At 66.7% G+C, this 13682-nt stretch carries 11 protein-coding genes; 1 reads left to right on the top strand and 10 read right to left on the bottom strand.

Annotated features, from left to right (window positions below; translation table 11 throughout):
* Positions 1-9: 9 nt before the first annotated feature.
* The 7 genes from HLA98_RS11590 to HLA98_RS11560 form a co-directional block, all read right to left on the bottom strand.
* Positions 10-1248: a hypothetical protein gene (locus HLA98_RS11590; RefSeq protein WP_057499326.1), complete on the bottom strand. Its 1239-nt coding sequence runs from the start codon at positions 1246-1248 to the stop codon at positions 10-12.
* Between the two features lie 17 nt (positions 1249-1265).
* Entirely contained in the window at positions 1266-1856 is a 591-nt protein-coding gene (locus tag HLA98_RS11585) for a DUF2242 domain-containing protein (protein ID WP_057499321.1), read from the bottom strand.
* A 241-nt stretch (positions 1857-2097) separates the two neighbouring features.
* Positions 2098-4275 (bottom strand): carboxy terminal-processing peptidase, encoded by a 2178-nt coding sequence (locus HLA98_RS11580; protein WP_057499322.1) that lies wholly within the window; start codon positions 4273-4275, stop codon positions 2098-2100.
* A gap of 278 nt (positions 4276-4553) precedes the next feature.
* Positions 4554-5564, bottom strand: coding sequence for a lipoyl synthase (gene lipA, locus HLA98_RS11575; protein ID WP_057499323.1), 1011 nt, complete (start codon positions 5562-5564; stop codon positions 4554-4556).
* A gap of 18 nt (positions 5565-5582) precedes the next feature.
* Complete coding sequence (gene lipB / locus HLA98_RS11570; protein ID WP_049447831.1) at positions 5583-6293, bottom strand: lipoyl(octanoyl) transferase LipB; 711 nt, start codon at positions 6291-6293, stop codon at positions 5583-5585.
* Positions 6281-6559 carry a YbeD family protein gene (locus HLA98_RS11565; protein ID WP_005411067.1) on the bottom strand — a complete coding sequence of 93 codons (279 nt, stop codon included), beginning with the start codon at positions 6557-6559 and terminating at the stop codon, positions 6281-6283. Before HLA98_RS11565 ends, lipB begins: the two co-directional genes overlap by 13 nt.
* A 168-nt stretch (positions 6560-6727) precedes the next feature.
* Entirely contained in the window at positions 6728-7720 is a 993-nt protein-coding gene (locus HLA98_RS11560; RefSeq protein ID WP_049447832.1) for a CsgG/HfaB family protein, read from the bottom strand.
* Positions 7721-8060: 340 nt separating this feature from the next.
* Between HLA98_RS11560 and HLA98_RS11555 the strand changes: the two genes are divergently transcribed.
* Positions 8061-9134 (top strand): lipid A deacylase LpxR family protein, encoded by a 1074-nt coding sequence (locus HLA98_RS11555; RefSeq protein WP_057499324.1) that lies wholly within the window; start codon positions 8061-8063, stop codon positions 9132-9134.
* Between the two features lie 124 nt (positions 9135-9258).
* Here HLA98_RS11555 and HLA98_RS11550 read toward each other — a convergent pair whose 3' ends face one another.
* The 3 genes from HLA98_RS11550 to mltB form a co-directional block, all read right to left on the bottom strand.
* Positions 9259-10479, bottom strand: a complete 1221-nt coding sequence (locus tag HLA98_RS11550) for a D-alanyl-D-alanine carboxypeptidase family protein (RefSeq protein ID WP_049447834.1) — start codon at positions 10477-10479, stop codon at positions 9259-9261.
* A gap of 99 nt (positions 10480-10578) precedes the next feature.
* On the bottom strand, positions 10579-11853 hold the full coding sequence (locus HLA98_RS11545) for a septal ring lytic transglycosylase RlpA family protein (RefSeq protein ID WP_057499475.1): 1275 nt from the start codon (positions 11851-11853) through the stop codon (positions 10579-10581).
* Positions 11850-12995, bottom strand: coding sequence for a lytic murein transglycosylase B (gene mltB, locus HLA98_RS11540; protein WP_057499476.1), 1146 nt, complete (start codon positions 12993-12995; stop codon positions 11850-11852). Before mltB ends, HLA98_RS11545 begins: the two co-directional genes overlap by 4 nt.
* Between the last annotated feature and the right edge of the window lie 687 nt (positions 12996-13682).

Raw genomic sequence — 13682 nt, 5'->3', positions numbered from 1 at the left:
GTTTCACCTTCATTTGGGGTCTAGGGTCAGGCTGCCTGGCCTGCCGGTAGCCGCGCAGTGGCGCAGCTGCGCCTCGCGCCAACGCCGGTAGAGCGTGGTATGCAGATTGTGCACCGCCAGATCGATCGAAAACGGCGTTCGTGGGTTGCGATCAAGCAGGCGGGCGACGTGGTAGCCGATGGGACGTATACCGCGTGGGTGCACATAGATCACGAACTGCTGGTAGAACGGATCGTCCAGCAGCTGGTCCATGCGTGCCAGCGTGGCGTGGTAGCGCGGTTCCAGCCGTGCGCGAAGGTCCGCATCGCGCTCGAACAGCAGGCGCTCGAAGTAGCGCTGGCCGATGCGCGGGATGTCCTGCGCGAGTTTCCAGAGTTCGGCATTGCGCTGGTCGTACCAGGCCAGCCCACCGTGCATCGCCAGTGCCTGCGCAGCGTCTGCCCCCACATCGACCACCACGAAGTTCTCGGCCTGGTTGCTCAGGTCGTCCAGCATGCCCTTGTCGTACACATGCTCGATGAAACCAGGCACACCGACGAACGCCTGGCGCCCCATCGCCGAGGTACGCACTGCCTTGCCATCGGCGAAGAAATCGCCGGCATGCGCGCCAAGCAGGATGCTGTCGGTCCCATGCAGGGCGAGGAAGGTGCCGATCGACAGCTCATCCGCAGCGAACTCCGTATCGAATGCTGCATCGCCATACAGCTCGCGCTGGGTGGCCAGCTGCGCGACCTGGCGACCGACACCACATTCGGCACGCACGGCACCGCTGTAGAACGCCTGCAGCGCATGGCTGTTGCCTGCACTGGGCACGAAGCCGCGGCCGAAACTGCGCGTGCGCTGCCAGCCTTGCGCGCGCGCCCCCTGCAGGCCGAAGCCGATCCAGCCCAGCTGCGGGCCGGAGAAGCGGAAGGTGGGGTTGGCCTGCAATGCCGAGGCTGCACGGTGCGTGGCTGCGCCCAGCTGGAAGGCATAGGCACAGACCGTCGCAGGGTCATCCAGCAGTTCCTGCAGCACTGCCTGGCGGGCCGCAGCGGGCATTCCGGCCGGCCACTGCACGCGCAGATCGCCCGCCGCCTGTGCTTCAGCCAGCGACGCGCGCGTGCATACCGGACCGCCATGCACCTGGGGTGTAGTGACCACGGCCTCGTCGAAGCGCCATCCCAGCCGCTGCAGCAGGCCTTGCCTGCAGTCCGGCACCATGGACGCACTGCCCAGCGCAGGCGCCAGCAGCAGGGCCACGCCGATCAAACTGGCGCGCACCCTCAACCCTGGTCCGTGCGGGCCGGTGCAGGTTCCGGTGGTGCGGCCGGAGGTGGTGCGGGTGTGCCTGCAGTCGCCGGCAGGTACTGCTGCAGGCGCTGGAAGAAGCGCTGATAGAACCCGGCATCGGTGACCGTGCTGCTGGCCACTTTCACCAGCGAGTCGTCATTGCTGCCGAACGGCAGCGACACCGAGCCCAGCGCACCGACGCCGACACTGGCTGACGTTGGGCTCTTCTTCAGCGCATAGCGGTCCTGTACCGCGCTGACGAATACCAGCGTCTGGCTGCCACGCGGCGCGCAGGAAATGCGCAGCACCAGCTGCTCGTGGTCGTCTTCGCGCGGCTGGAAGTTCTTGTTGCCCTCCACCTGCGCTTCGTCGGAACGGGCGATGGCGTAGCCCTGGCTGAGCAGGGTGCGCCGCGCCGCTTCGCAGGCGTCGCCCGGGCGACCGTCGACCGTACGCGAGAACGTGTCGCCGGAATCGAAGGATTCGCGCAGCAACGTGCTGTCGGCGGCGCGGCCACCACAGGCCGACAGGATCAGGGCGCTGCCAAGCGCCACAACAGCACTGGAAAGACGGGAGGCCCGCATGGGTACTCCTGCGAGGACGTTGCCGCCAAGGGTAGTCCCGCGGCCGTGTGCGGCAGGTCGAAGCCAGCATGACCGGGTCACGCCGTTGCTGCCGGTTCATGCACGTAAAGGGGACGGAGGGGATTAAGTCGTTTCTGGCACATGGCTCGCCGTGCATGGCCCGGCGCTACCGGGACGGAGGCGCCCAAACGAAAAGGGGCCGGCAATGCCGGCCCCCCGAATACACAAGCGTCCTGCCGGCTCAGTCGGCCCAGCGACCGGCGCCGGTGGACTGCGGCAGCACCTGTGCCGACAGCGGGCGGTCATTGGCCAGCAGGTTCACGGCGTCGGCCAGGATCGAGGCCGACTCGCGCAGCAGCGGGTCCGGACGCTTCTCGGCAGCCTTCTCGCGCGCGGCATCCTTGACGATGTCACGCTCGTTGCCGGTCAGGCCGTCATCGCTGCTGTCATCGGCCAGCGGGTCCAGGGCCAGGCCCAGTTCCTTGCGCTGCACCTGGCGCTCCTTGCGCTGGGTGTCCTGGCGCTCACGCTCGGCGCGGCGGGTGGCCTCGTTGAGCGAGATGTACTTCTTCGCGGCCTCGGTGCGGAACTGCTGCACGTCTTCGTTCCACCACTGGAACTCCTTGTCAGTGGCGATGCGGGTGTCGTGGCGGGTTTCCAGCTTCGGCAGCAGCGGCGCGAAGTTGCCGTACTGGGTGTGAGGCACGGCGGCGATGCGGGTCCACGGCAGCGCGTTGTCGTAGGTGCTCTCACCGAATTCGGTGGCATCGACACTGGCCGGGAAGGCCAGGTCCGGCACCACACCCTTGTGCTGGGTGCTGCTGCCGCTGATGCGGAAGAACTGGGCAATGGTCAGCTTGACCTGGCCGAAGCGCTGGGTCTCGCCGCTCGGCCAACGGTCGAGGTCGACGATGTTCTGCACGGTCCCTTTGCCGAAGCTGGTCTCACCGATCACCAGGCCACGGCCGTAGTCCTGGATGGCGCCGGCGAAGATCTCCGACGCCGAGGCCGAACCGCGGTTGATCAGCACTGCCAGCGGGCCATCCCACGCCACGCCCTGGTTGCGGTCGCTGTTGACGGTGACGCGGCCACCGGACTCACGCACCTGCACCACCGGGCCCTGCTCGATGAACAGGCCGGTCAGTTCGATGGCTTCATCCAGCGAACCACCGCCGTTGTTGCGCAGGTCCAGCACCACGCCATCCAGCTTGTCGTTCTTGAAACCGGCCAGCAGCTTGGCCACGTCGCGGGTGGCCGAGGCGTAGTCGGCCGCATTGCGGCGACGGCCTTCGAAGTCCTGGTAGAAGGTCGGCAGCTTGATCACGCCGATCCTGCGCGCCGGCTCACCGTTGGCGGCCGGGATGGTCATGGTCTCGCCCTTGGCAGCCTGTTCGGCCAGGCGCACCTTCTGGCGGGTCAGCACCAGGGTGTGGTGCTTGCCGTCGGCACCTTCGGCAGCCGGAATGAATTCCAGCTTGACCTGGGTGTCCTTGGCGCCACGGATCTTGGCCACGACATCGTCGATGCGCCAGCCGATCACGTCCTCGACCAGACCGGACTTGCCCTGGCCAACGCCAACGATGCGGTCACCCGGCTTCAGCGTGCCGTCCACTGCGGCCGGACCACCGGCAATGATCTCGCGGATCACCACCACATCGTCCTGGCGCTGCAGCTGCGCACCGATGCCTTCCAGCGACAGCGACATCGCCTGGTTGAAGTTCTCGGCGGTGCGCGGAGTGAAGTAATCGGTATGCGGATCAACCGCGCTGGTGTACGAATTCATGAAGAACTGGAAGACGTCTTCGCCCTTCAGCTCGTTGACCGACTTCTCCAGCGTCGCGTAGCGCTTGTCCAGCGTCTTGCGGATGTCGTCCGGCTTCTTGCCGGCCAGCTTCAGGCGCAGCCAGTCGTTCTTGACCGATTTGCGCCACAGCTCATCCAGTTCGGCGCTGCTGGCCGCCCACGGCACCTTCTTGCGGTCGTATTCGAAGCGCTCGTCGGTGGTGAAATCCGGCTCCTGCTTGAGCAGCTTGCGCGCATAGGCCACGCGCTCGCCGACGCGCTGCTTGTAGACCGCGAACACCTGGAACGCCGGCTCCAGCTCGCCGCCACGGATGGCCGAGGAGATGTTGGCTTCGAACGGCGCGAAGCGCGCCACGTCGGCCTGGGTGAAGTATTGCTTGCCGCCGTCCAGCGTCTCCAGGTAGCGCTTGAACACGTCCTTGGAGGTGGCCTCGTCCAGCGCGCGCGGGCGGTAGGCGTAACGGCTGTCGGACAGCAGGCCGTACACCAGCTTGGAGGTGGTCACCTGATCGGCGGTGGCCGCCGCGGGCAATGCGGGCGAGTCGGCCTTGGCCGCCAACGCCAGCGGCGCGACCAGCGCCAGGGCCATCAGGAATGCGGGGGCTTTGAATTTCATTGACGTGCTCGAAGGCGCCTTGCCAAGGGGGAGACTGCGGGGTGTTAAGACACCACGACAGTGCCGAAAGTTGCCGGGTTTGTCACCCGGCCGCGCTCGGTGGAAAACCAGCCTAGCCGGGCCGGTGTAGCAAATTGTGAATGCATGTAGAGCCGAGCCCATGCTCGGCTGGCCGGCAGCAAGCAGCCGAGCATGGGCTCGGCTCTACGGCAGGCAGAGGTGTGCGGACCAACGGTCCGCACCCACAGGAGAAGTAGCTCCCACCCACCGGCAGGGTGTCAGGTAACGCCGGCGCCCTTGGCCTGTACGTCGGCGTGGTACGACGAGCGCACCATCGGGCCGGAGGCCACGTGGCTGAAGCCCAGCTCGTAGCCGTAGTCTTCCAGCGCCTTGTAGTCCTCGGGGGTCCAGTACTTCAGCACCGGGTGGTGGTGCGCGGTCGGCTGCAGGTACTGGCCGATGGTGATCATGTCCACGTCATGCGCGCGCAGGTCGCGCATGGTGGCCTTGATCTGTTCGAACTCCTCGCCCAGGCCCAGCATGATGCCGCTCTTGGTCGGCACCTCCGGATGCTGCGCCTTGAAGTTCTTCAGCAGGTTCAGCGACCACTGGTAGTCCGCGCCCGGACGCACGTTGCGGTACAGGTCCGGCACGGTTTCGATGTTGTGGTTGAACACATCCGGCGGGTTCTGCGCCAGGATCTCCAGCGCGCGCTCCATGCGGCCCTTGCCACGGAAGTCCGGGGTCAGCACTTCGATGCGGGTGCCCGGCGACTTCTCGCGAATGGCGGTGATGCAGTCGACGAAGTGCTGGGCACCGCCGTCGCGCAGGTCATCGCGGTCGACGCTGGTCACCACCACGTACTTCAGGCCCATGTCGGCCACGGTCTGGCCGAGGCTGGCCGGTTCGTTGGCATCCGGCGGCTTCGGGCGGCCGTGGGCCACGTCGCAGAACGAGCAGCGGCGGGTGCAGACCTCGCCCAGGATCATGAAGGTGGCGGTGCCGTGGCCGAAGCACTCGTGGATGTTCGGGCAGCTGGCTTCCTCGCACACGGTCACCAGACGGTTCTCGCGCAGCTTGGCCTTCAGGTTCTGCACGGCATTGCCCGAGGGAATGCGCACGCGGATCCAGGACGGCTTGCGCAGCACCGGCGCGTCGGCGAACTGCACCGGCGAACGGTTGATCTTGTCACCGCCCAGCTGCTTGACCCCGGCCTGCAACGGCGCGGCGGACGGAGAGTCGCCCTGCACGATCTGCAGGGGAATGGAACGGGCGGTGGTTTCAGTCATGGCAGTTCCGGGGGGCGGTCAGGCGGCCGCAGAAAGATCAGGCAGTTCCGGCGTGTGCTGCAGCAGCAGGCCGAACTGGCGGGCCAGGTGGTCCAGCAGCACCGGCTTGACGGCATTCATCCCGGAGGGGCCGCCCAAGTCTACCACCGAGGTCACCTGCAACCCCTGATAGCCACAGGGGTTGATACGGTGGAAAGGTTCCAGGTCCATGGACACGTTGAACGCCAGGCCATGGAAGGTGCAGCCGCGGCGCACGCGGATGCCAAGCGCGGCAATCTTGGCGCCCCCGACGTAGACGCCCGGGGCGCCCTCGCGGCGTTCGGCGCCGATGTTCCACTCGGCCAGGGTGTCGATGATGGCCTGCTCGATGCGGCACACGTAATCGCGCACACCGATGCCCAGCCGCGGCAGACGCAGCAACGGATAGACCACGATCTGGCCGGGGCCGTGATAGGTCACCTGTCCGCCGCGGTCCACGTGCAGCACCGGGATCTCGCCCGGCGCCAGCACGTGCTCGTCCTTGCCGGCCTGGCCAAGGGTGAACACCGGGTCGTGCTCGACCACCCACAGCTCGTCGGCGTCGGCATCGCTGCGCTGGTCGGTGAAGCGCTGCATGGCCCGCCACACCGGCTCGTAAGCCTGACGGCCGAGGTCGCGGACCAAGGCAGGACGCGGCGCGCGGTCCTCGGGGGCGGCTTGGGCCGGGCAGTTGTCGGCTACAGCGTCCACTTCACTTCCGGGTGGTCACGCAGTGCCTGGTGCGCCAGGTCGTACTGTTCGCGGCTCTCGGCCTTGAACACGATGCGGACGGACACGTACTTGCCGTTGGACGAATGCTTCCAGCTGATGCGCTCATTGACGACATCAATACCGGCAGCCAGCAGCAGGCGGGGAAGCTCGTGCTCCAGGCCGCGGTTGGCCGGGCCCATGGCGCTGAGCTCGAACTGGCCGGGGAACTGGAAGCCGTGGTCGGGGTTGTCGGACTTGATTTCCATGGACCCATTATCGGGCCGCAGGGCAACAAACCCAAGAGTATTCATCAAAGTCAAAAGCGGCATCGGTGAGCCGCTGCGTTGCAGCCGGGCTCCGCACTTGACGGAGCCGGCCCTTGCAGGCCGGCCCGGCAGGCGCGCGTGCCGGCACGGAACCGGCACGCGGGCGGCTTACTTGGCCGTTTCCATCAGGGTGGAATTGACCCAGCCCTTGTTGCCCATTTCGTCTTCCACTTCCCACATGGTGCCTTCCTTGACGCCGGTGGGGTACAGCAGCATGCCCGGCTCCAGCGAGCGCACCGGAGCGCCGGTGCCCTTGGCATTGGCCAGCAGGCGGCCGGCCTTGAGCATGGTCACGGCCTGGCCGGCGTTGGCCGCCGAGGCATTGGCCGGCAGACCACCCAGCTCGGCCACCATGTTGGTGTAGGCCTGCAGGTAAGCCAGGGTGATCACCTGGCCGATTTCGGTATTGGCATAGCCACCGACGCCCATTGCGCCGATGCCGCCACCGCCGAACAGGCCGCCACCGGCGCCCCAGCCCAGATCGGTCTTCTTGGAGTTGCCCTCGACGATGGCCACCTGCTCGGAAGAGCGTACGTCGGTCAGGGTCAGGGTCACATCCGCGGTCTTGCTGCGGAAGTTCAGGCCGCCGACCACGGCGCCGGCCTTGCCGCCGATCAGGCCGCCCAGCAGGCCACCAATGGCGTTGCCGCTGGCATTGCTGTTCTGCGAGATCAGGTCCGGCACCAGCACATAGTCGGCGGCGCGGATCTGGCCCTTGCCGATGTTGGAACGGCCACGCAGCTGGCCTTCGCTGGCCAGCGCGCGCTCGGCCTGGGCTGCGGCCATGCCGACGCCACGGTCCACCAGCGTGAAGCACTTGGATTTGTTGACGAAGACCTTGATGAGCTTCGAAGGCGCCGGCAACTGCTGGCCGGTCCACCAGTTCACCACGTCTTCCGGCTCGATCACCGAGATGGAACCCAGCGGCTTGGTGCAGACCGGAATCTCGGCCTGACCCTTCTTGCTCTGTTCCTGGGCCGAGGTGCGGCTGTTGGCGAAGCTGTCGCGCAGACCCGCCGACGCCGGGGCACTGACGGCCACCAGACCGGCACCCAGCAGCGCGCAGGCCAGCACATGGGCGAGCGAATTCGATTTGTTCATATGAGTCATCCAGCACTTCGCCGACGGCGAAGCACAATCCATGGGTTGAGAAAGGGTCTGGGACCTGAATCCTTTGGTGACGCCCCCCAGGCGTCGGCGCAGAGAATAGGGCATGGACGGCCCCAACCACAACCGCAGCTGACTGAGATGCTGATGCCGACACGCGTGGTCCGGTCCCGCCACTCAACACCGCGCGATCCCGCCCCACCTCATGTATCGCATTGTGTCAGGTGGACAATGTTGTTTTCGGAACAGACAAGTGACCGCCGTGTAGTCGTTTCAACCGCCGCCTGGGGGTACCGTGTCGCGGCATAAAACGACAAAAGAATCCGCCCCACCCATGAGCCCCCCTTCCCAACGCCGCCTCACGGCCCTCGGGCTGTCCGGCCTGCTCGCTGCCGCCCTCCCGCTTGCCGCCCAGGCCGCCGAACAATGCGGTCCGGACGCAATGCGCGACCACCCACCGCAGATCAACTTCCGCGTCGACAACGACCTGTTCGGTGGCCGCCACCAGGACCAGGGGTACACCAACGGCGCGCAGCTGACCCTGGTCTCGCCGAACCTGGTCGACTACACCGACGACCCGTGCCTGCCGCGCATGGCACGCTGGGTGAACCAGTATCTGGAAGGCCTGCACCCCGGCAGGTTCGAACAGCAGAACATGATCTTCAGCATCGGCCAGGGCATCTTCACCCCGACCGATCCGGCCCGCCGCGATCTGATCAAGGATGACCGCCCCTATGCCGGTGTACTGATCGCCAGCTTCGGCTTCAACGCGCGCAGCGGCGACCGCCTGCAGACCACCCAGCTGACGCTGGGCATGGTCGGCCCGTGGGCCCAGGGCAAGCAGGTGCAGGACGCGGTGCACAACATCCTGGGCGACAAGAAGTTCGAGGGCTGGGACAACCAGCTGCACAACGAGCCGCTGTTCATGCTGACCCACGAGCGCATGCGCCGCTGGCCGGCCGATGCCAGCGTCAATGCCGGCGGCTGGGGTTGGGATGCGATCAGCCACTACGGTGGTGCGATCGGCAACCTGGAAACCAAGGCCAATGCCGGTGGCGAAGTGCGTTTCGGCTGGAAGCTGCCCGATGATTTCGGCAGCACGCCGTTGCGTCCGGCCGGTGAGAACACGGCGCCGACGCGTGGCGGTCGCCCCAATGGCTGGTCATGGCACATGTTCGTGACCACCGACGCGGCGTGGATGATCCGCGACATCACCCTGGACGGCAACACGTTCCGCAGCAGCCACAGCGTGGACAAGCGCCACGTGGTAGCCCAGGGCGGCTACGGCATGGCGCTGATGTACGGCCGCTGGAAGTTCGCGGTAGCGCGCTACCACAGCACCCGCGAGTTCTACGGCCAGCGCGAAGCCCCCGTGTTCGGCAGCTTCACCATCAGCCGCTCGCTGTAAGCGCCATTTGTAGAGTCGCGCCATGCTCGACTGCATTCAACCTCAGTCGAGCATGGCGCGACTCTGCAAAACGGAAGAGGCCGGCATTCGCCGGCCTTTTCCGTTCACCACGCCAGGGCGTGGATCATTCCGATTCCCACCACATCCAGAAGCTGTCCCACAGGCGCTTGAAGAAGCCAGCCTGTTCGACGGCGGCCACGGCCACCAGCGGTGCCTCAGCGATGACCTTGCCATCCAGGGTGACTTTCACGGTGCCGATCTGCTGGCCGGCGGTGAACGGTGCTTCCAGGGTCTTGGGCACGTCGATGCTCGGCTTCAGGTCGTTGTAGCGGCCGCGCGGCACGCTCACCAGCATCGGCTGGGCCACGCCCAGCTGCACCTTGTCGGTGGTGCCCTTCCAGACCTTGTGCTCGGCCACGGCCTTGCCCGGCTCGTACAGGCGGTGGGTCTCGAAGAAGCGGAAGCCCCAGTTCAACAGCGCAAGGCTGTCATCGGCACGCTGCTTCTCCGACGCACCGCCCAGCACAACGGCAATCAGGCGCTGGTCGCCACGCTGGGCCGAGCTCATCAGGCAGTAGCCGGCTTCGGAGGTGTGGCCGGTCTTGATGCCATCGACGCTGCCATCGCGCCACAGCAGCAGGTTGCGGTTCGGCTGCTTGATGTTGCCGACCTGGAATTCCTTGATCTTGTTGTACGCGTAGGTTTCCGGGTAATCACGCACCATCGCGCGGCCCAGCAGCGCCAGGTCGTAGGCGGTGCTGTGGTGGCCCTGCGCGGTCAGGCCGTGGGCGTTGACGAAGTGCGAGTCCTTCATGCCGATCTTGGCGGCGTAGCTGTTCATCAGCGACGCAAAGGCTTCTTCGCTGCCGGCCACGTGCTCGGCCAGGGCAATCGCGGCGTCATTGCCGGACTGGATCGCCATGCCCTTTTCCATGTCTTCCAGGCGTGCAGTCTGGTTGACCGGGAATCCGCTGTAGCTGCCGTCGGTGCCGGCGCCACCTTCGCGCCAGGCGCGCTCGCTCATCATTACCTGGTCATCCGCACGGACCTTGCCGTTCTTGACCTCGGCGGCGATCACGTAGGACGTCATCACCTTGGTGATGCTGGCCGGAGCCAGCTGTTCGTGGACGTTCTCGCCAGCCAGTACCTGGCCGGTGGCGTAATCCATCAGGACCCAGGCCTTGGACACGCTCGGCGCCGGGGCCGGCGGAGTGGCGACGGTAGCCGGGGCGGCAGCGGCGGCGGCAGGCGCCGGCGTGGCCGGGGTCGGCAGCGGGGTCTGGGCGGAAGCCAGGCCCACCACCAGGGTGGCGGCCAGGGCGGTGGCGGCGGAACGGAAATTCATTGGACAGCAGGCTCCAGGGGACGGCCGGGAATGGAGGGTGGAACGTAACGGCCATTGTAGGCCGGGGGAGCATGGGCCGGCAGCACCGGCCCGGGCGGATCAATCCTTCACGATCTGCGGCGAACCCAGGCCCAGACCGGCGATGCGGCCGGCAAGTTCCGCGGCACTGGCATGGTCGCTGGCGGGAACGCGCAGGCGGAACAGGGTACGGCCACCGGCGGCGATGTCGCTGATGGTCGCGCCGACAATGCCGGCGGCATTGAGCTGCCCCATCGCACGGTTGGCGTTGTCGCGGTTGGAGAAGCTGGCCACCTGCACCATCACCGCGCCTACCACCTGCTGCGACAGGCTGGGGGTGGCCGGTGCGGTGCGGACGGGCGCCGGCGCAACGGCGCGAGGCGTGGTGCTGGCAACAGCCGCCGGAGCCGGCGCGTACGGCGCGCTGCGCACCGGCGGTGCACTCGGCGGCAGGCTGCTGACCGCCACATCCGGCACGGTGCTGGCCACGCCCTGGGTGGTGGCCGGCTGGCCACGCGCCGGGGCGCCATCGGTGGGCAGGCGGTTGACCAGGCGATCGATATCGCTGTCGGCGGCGGCACGCGGGGCCGCAGCCGGCCGCGCGCTGGCCACGGCGGTAGTTGCCGCCGCGTCGGCAGCACGACGCTCGCGACGCGACGGCTTCTGCGCCATCAGGTTGCTCTCGCCCGGCTGCAGCGCGCGCACTTCGACGTTGCCGGTGCCGCGCTGGGTGATGCCCAGGCGCACGGCGGCGGCATAGCTGAGATCAACCACGCGGCCATCGTGGAACGGGCCGCGGTCGTTGACGCGCACGATCACCGATTCGCCGTTGTCCAGGTTGGTCACGCGGGCAAAGCTGGGCAGCGGCAGCGTCTTGTGCGCGGCAGTGAACTGGTACATGTCGTAGACCTCACGGTTGGAGGTCAGGCGGCCGTGGAACTTGGCCCCGTAGTACGACGCGGTGCCGCGTTCGACATAGTTGCGGGTGTCGTCGAGCACCTTGTAGGACTTGCCCAGCACCACGTACGGGGTCTTGTTGCCGATCGCCGAGCGCTCTTCCGCGGTCACTTCCGGTTCGGGGATGCAGGCCACGTTCGGAATGTAGTCCGGCGTGCTGTCACGCACGCCCGGCTTGTACAGGCCACCGGCGGTGTAGTTGCCGCGGGTGCTCAGGTCTTCCTTGGCCGCCGCATACGGCGAACCTTCCGGGCAGTGCGCCGGGCGCGAACCACGGCCCTGCACCAGCGTGCCACTGGACTTGCCACCATGGCCGGCCGTGGCCGGCTTCTTCGGCGCGCTGCTGCAGGCAGCCAGCGCGAGGACGATCAAGCCTGGGACCAGCCATCTGGTGTTCATGCCGGGGGCAGCTCCTGTCCGGCGATGGCCTGGGACAACTGGAACACGGCCATCGCGTACATCTTCGAGAGGTTGTAGCGGGTGATCGCGTAGTAGTTCTGGAAGCCCAGCCAGTACTGCTTGCCGGTGCTGCCTTCCAGGGTGATCGGGGTGGCGGTGGCGCCCGGCTGCACCGGCGCGCTCGGCTGGTAGCCGCGCTGGGCCAGGTCGGCCAGAGACCAAGTCGGCATCCATTCGGTCGGATTGAACTCCTCGCGGCCCGGCGCCAGCGTGGCCGGAACGGCCACCTGCCCGCCACGCACCCAACCACCCTTCTTCACGAAGTAGTTGGCGATGGACGAGAACACGTCGTCGTAGCTGGTGAACAGGTCGCGGCGGCCATCACCGTTTCCGTCCACGGCGTAATCGAGATAGCTGGACGGCATGAACTGGCCCATGCCCATCGCACCGGCATAGCTGCCCTTGAGCGTGGTGATGTCCAGGTTTTCTTCGCGGCCCAGCTCGAACAGCTTGGCCAGTTCATCGCGGAAGAACAGCTCGCGGCGTACTTCGCGCTCCAGCTTGGCCGGGTCGCCGCTGCGCGGGTAATAGAACGCCAACGTGTACAGCGCATCAAGCACGCGGTGGCTGCCGGCATTCTTGCCGTAGCTGGTTTCCACGCCGATGATCGCCACGATCACTTCGGCCGGCACGCCGGTGCGCTGCTGCACGCGATCCAGTTCGGCGCGATGCTGGGCCAGGAACGCACGGCCGCCATCGATGCGTGCCTTGCTGATGAACATCGGCCGGTATTCGTTCCACGGCTTGACCCGTTCGGCCGGGCGCGACATCGCGGCGATGATCGGCTGGCGCACCTGCGCCTGGTCGAGCACGCTGCTGATCTGCTCCGGCTTCAAGCCATAGCGCTTGGCGGTATCGGCAATGAAGCGGGCCCGCGCGACTTCAAACGGTACCGGGGTGAGATCGACCGGCGGCGCGGTGGCAGCGGCGGCTTCGGGCGCGGCCTCGGCCGGGCCATGGGCCTTGGCGGCGGGTTGGCGCGGCGTACTGCTGGCCTGGGGCGAAGACGGTGGGGACTTCGGCTGGGTCGCGCAGGCGACCAGGCCGAGGGTAAGCATGCAGGCCAGAGTGCGTCGAATCATCGTCGCAGGTTAGCAGGTCATGGATGAATTAAAACCCCTAACACCATGAATCACAACGATTTGCCCGCGTTCAGCGGGAAATGTGAAGACGTCGTGATCAGGCTTCCCCATTCAGATAGAGGCTGCCGGTTGCGTCCCCATCCCCGCAGACGCAACCGGCGACCGGATCCGGTCGGTACCTGCGCGGCTGCCGCTCCCCAGTGGCAGTACCCCGCGCTCCCTGTACCCGTTGGATCAGTACTGCTTCCCGCCCGGCGCCCCCTGCGCTGCATCGATTGACGGCGCCTGTGCCGAGCGGGCCGCCATTGTGCAGGCCGATTACGACAAGTCCATTGATCAAGATCAACGCGCTGTAAAAGTGTGAACCAGCTAACATTTTTTGCGGACTTTGGTCAGCGGGTGTGCTGCCGTGCATCGTTGTGAGAACGCTTCCACAACGGGCGTTGCGCAGAGTCAGGAAGTTTCCAGCCAACGGCGCAGCCCCTCGTGGGTGGAGTTGGTCGCTGAAAGCAGAAGCCGTGGGTGGGCCGGTCGGGTTGGGTACGCGGGGGACGCCGTGAATCCGTCCCTGGAGGCTTGTCAGCCGCATCCATGCGGCTGACACCCCCGCGTACCCAACCCGACCGGCCTCTGACAGATTTCGGAGGTCTGCCACCGACGGAGAAGAAAAAGAAGATCAAAAGCGGA

This window comes from Stenotrophomonas africana, assembly GCF_013004645.1.
Lineage (GTDB): Bacteria > Pseudomonadota > Gammaproteobacteria > Xanthomonadales > Xanthomonadaceae > Stenotrophomonas > Stenotrophomonas africana.
This window is presented reverse-complemented; position numbering and strand designations above follow the sequence as displayed.